The organism is Myroides sp. C15-4, from assembly GCF_050522745.1.
Classification (GTDB): Bacteria; Bacteroidota; Bacteroidia; order Flavobacteriales; family Flavobacteriaceae; genus Flavobacterium.
In genome coordinates, this window is the sequence record NZ_JBMVQX010000073.1 from 1 (window position 1) to 3193 (window position 3193).

At 47.6% G+C, this 3193-nt stretch carries 2 rRNA genes; both read left to right on the forward strand.

Annotated elements, in window-relative coordinates:
• Positions 1-39 precede the first annotated feature (39 nt).
• Positions 40-2921: ribosomal RNA gene (locus tag ACPDHL_RS16050) — 23S ribosomal RNA — on the forward strand.
• A gap of 118 nt (positions 2922-3039) precedes the next feature.
• Positions 3040-3149: ribosomal RNA gene (rrf, locus tag ACPDHL_RS16055) — 5S ribosomal RNA — on the forward strand.
• Positions 3150-3193: the final 44 nt, after the last annotated feature.

Sequence of the window (3193 nt, forward strand, 5' to 3'; positions counted from 1 at the left end):
AAAAATTTATAGAAAGTACGATTCGAAAGAATTGTAAGCACATAAGCAAAATAAGGGCGTATGGGGAATGCCTAGGCTCTCAGAGGCGAAGAAGGACGTGATAAGCTGCGAAAAGCTACGGGGATTGGCACACACGAATTGATCCGTAGATATCCGAATGGGGCAACCCACTATGTTGAAGACATAGTATCCGATAGGAGGCGAACCTGCTGAACTGAAACATCTAAGTAGGCAGAGGAGAAGAAAACAAAAGTGATTCCGCTAGTAGTGGCGAGCGAACGCGGAATAGCCCAAACCAATGTTGTTACGGCAATATTGGGGTTGTAGGACCACGACATTTCTTGCGGATTGAATTAGAATTACTTGGAAAGGTAAACCGAAGAGGGTGATAGTCCCGTATAAGTAAGAGAAGATAAGGATAGTGGTATCCTGAGTAGGTCGGGGCACGTGAAACCCTGATTGAAACTGGCGGGACCATCCGCTAAGGCTAAATACTCCTGAGAGACCGATAGTGAACCAGTACCGTGAGGGAAAGGTGAAAAGAACCGTGAATAACGGAGTGAAATAGAACCTGAAACCATACGCCTACAAGCGGTCGGAGCCCCTTTGTGGGGTGACGGCGTGCCTTTTGCATAATGAGCCTACGAGTTACCGTTGCTGGCGAGGATAAGTGATTAAGTCATGGATCCGTAGCGAAAGCGAGTCTTAATAGGGCGCTTTAGTCAGTAGTGGTAGACGCGAAACCGTGTGATCTACCCATGGGCAGGTTGAAGTTTAGGTAACACTAAATGGAGGACCGAACCGTTTAACGCTGAAAAGTTTTCGGATGACCTGTGGGTAGGGGTGAAAGGCCAATCAAACTCGGAAATAGCTCGTACTCCCCGAAATGCATTTAGGTGCAGCGATGATCATAGTTACTTAGAGGTAGAGCTACTGATTGGATGCGGGGGCTTCACCGCCTACCAATTCCTGACAAACTCCGAATGCTAATTAATGATAATCATCAGTGAGGGCATGGGTGCTAAGGTCCATGTCCGAGAGGGAAAGAACCCAGACCATCAGCTAAGGTCCCCAAATGTATGCTAAGTTGAAAAAACGCGGTTTGATTGCCCAGACAGCTAGGATGTTGGCTTGGAAGCAGCCATTCATTTAAAGAGTGCGTAACAGCTCACTAGTCGAGCGATCGAGCATGGATAATAATCGGGCATAAGTATACTACCGAAGCTATGGATTTACGTTTTAAACGTGAGTGGTAGGGGAGCATTCTATCGACGTAGAAGCTGTACTGTGAGGTATGGTGGAGTTTATAGAAAAGAAAATGTAGGCATAAGTAACGATAAGGGGTGCGAGAAACACCCCCGCCGTAAGACTAAGGTTTCCTGAGCTATGCTAATCAGCTTAGGGTTAGTCGGGACCTAAGGCACACCCGAAGGGGGACGTCGATGGCCAACGGGTTAATATTCCCGTACTACTAATAATTGTGATGGAGTGACACAGTGATGAAAGCACCGCGAACTGACGGAATAGTTCGTTGAAGCACGTACCTATATTCCTTATAGTAAAATGCGTAGGGGATGGAGAAATGCGATAGTACTCAGCGTTTTCGAACAACGAGATAGTGTGCCTAAGGGCTGTCAAGAAAAGCTTCTAAACTTAGATTATTAGTACCCGTACCGTAAACCGACACAGGTAGTCGAGGAGAGTATCCTAAGGCGCTCGAGAGATTCATGGCTAAGGAACTAGGCAAAATAGACCTGTAACTTCGGGAGAAAGGTCGCCAGCGCAAGCTGGCCGCAGTGAAAAGGTCCAGGCGACTGTTTATCAAAAACACAGGGCTCTGCAAAATCGTAAGATGAGGTATAGGGCCTGACACCTGCCCGGTGCTGGAAGGTTAAGAGGAGATGTTATTCTTTCGGGAAGAAGCATTGAATTGAAGCCCCAGTAAACGGCGGCCGTAACTATAACGGTCCTAAGGTAGCGAAATTCCTTGTCGGGTAAGTTCCGACCTGCACGAATGGTGTAACGATCTGGACACTGTCTCAGCCATGAGCTCGGTGAAATTGTAGTATCGGTGAAGATGCCGATTACCCGCAGTGGGACGAAAAGACCCTGTGCACCTTTACTATAGCTTAGTATTGTTCTTGGATAAGTGATGTGTAGGATAGGTGGGAGACTTCGATCCTGCGTCGCCAGGCGTAGGTTAGTCATTGTTGAAATACCACCCTTTGCTTATTTGAGATCTAACTCTGCGTTGCAGAGGACATTGCTTGGTGGGTAGTTTGACTGGGGTGGTCGCCTCCAAAAGAGTAACGGAGGCTTCTAAAGGTTCCCTCAGCACGCTTGGTAACCGTGCGTAGAGTGCAATGGCATAAGGGAGCTTGACTGGGAGACTTACAAGTCGATCAGGTACGAAAGTAGAGCATAGTGATCCGGTGGTTCCGCATGGAAGGGCCATCGCTCAAAGGATAAAAGGTACGCCGGGGATAACAGGCTGATCTCCCCCAAGAGCTCATATCGACGGGGGGGTTTGGCACCTCGATGTCGGCTCGTCACATCCTGGGGCTGGAGAAGGTCCCAAGGGTTGGGCTGTTCGCCCATTAAAGTGGCACGCGAGCTGGGTTCAGAACGTCGTGAGACAGTTCGGTCTCTATCTACTGTGGGCGTTAGAAATTTGAGTGGATCTGATTCTAGTACGAGAGGACCGAATTGGACCAACCTCTAGTGCATCTGTTGTCTCGCCAGGGGCATCGCAGAGTAGCTACGTTGGGCAGGGATAAGCGCTGAAAGCATATAAGTGCGAAACCCACCACAAGATGAGATTTCTTTAAAGGGCCGTTGAAGATGACAACGTTGATAGGCTATAGATGTAAAGGCAGTAATGTCAAAGTCGAGTAGTACTAATAGCCCGTAAGCTTATGTGTATCTCCCTCTCTTAGTTGAGAGGGAGGGCAACTTTCTAAAGTTTAAGATTAAGTATTTGTTTAGTTATAATATACAATATTAGTTATAGGATCCTTATGGAATTTATAACAACCGCTTTAGGGTGGTTATTGCGGCGGGGCTCACCTCTTCCCATTTCGAACAGAGAAGTTAAGCCCGCTAGCGCAGATGGTACTGCCACATGGTGGGAGAGTATGTCGTCGCCCTTCTTTTGAAAGCCTGATTACGCAAGTAGTCAGGCTTTTTTTTTGGA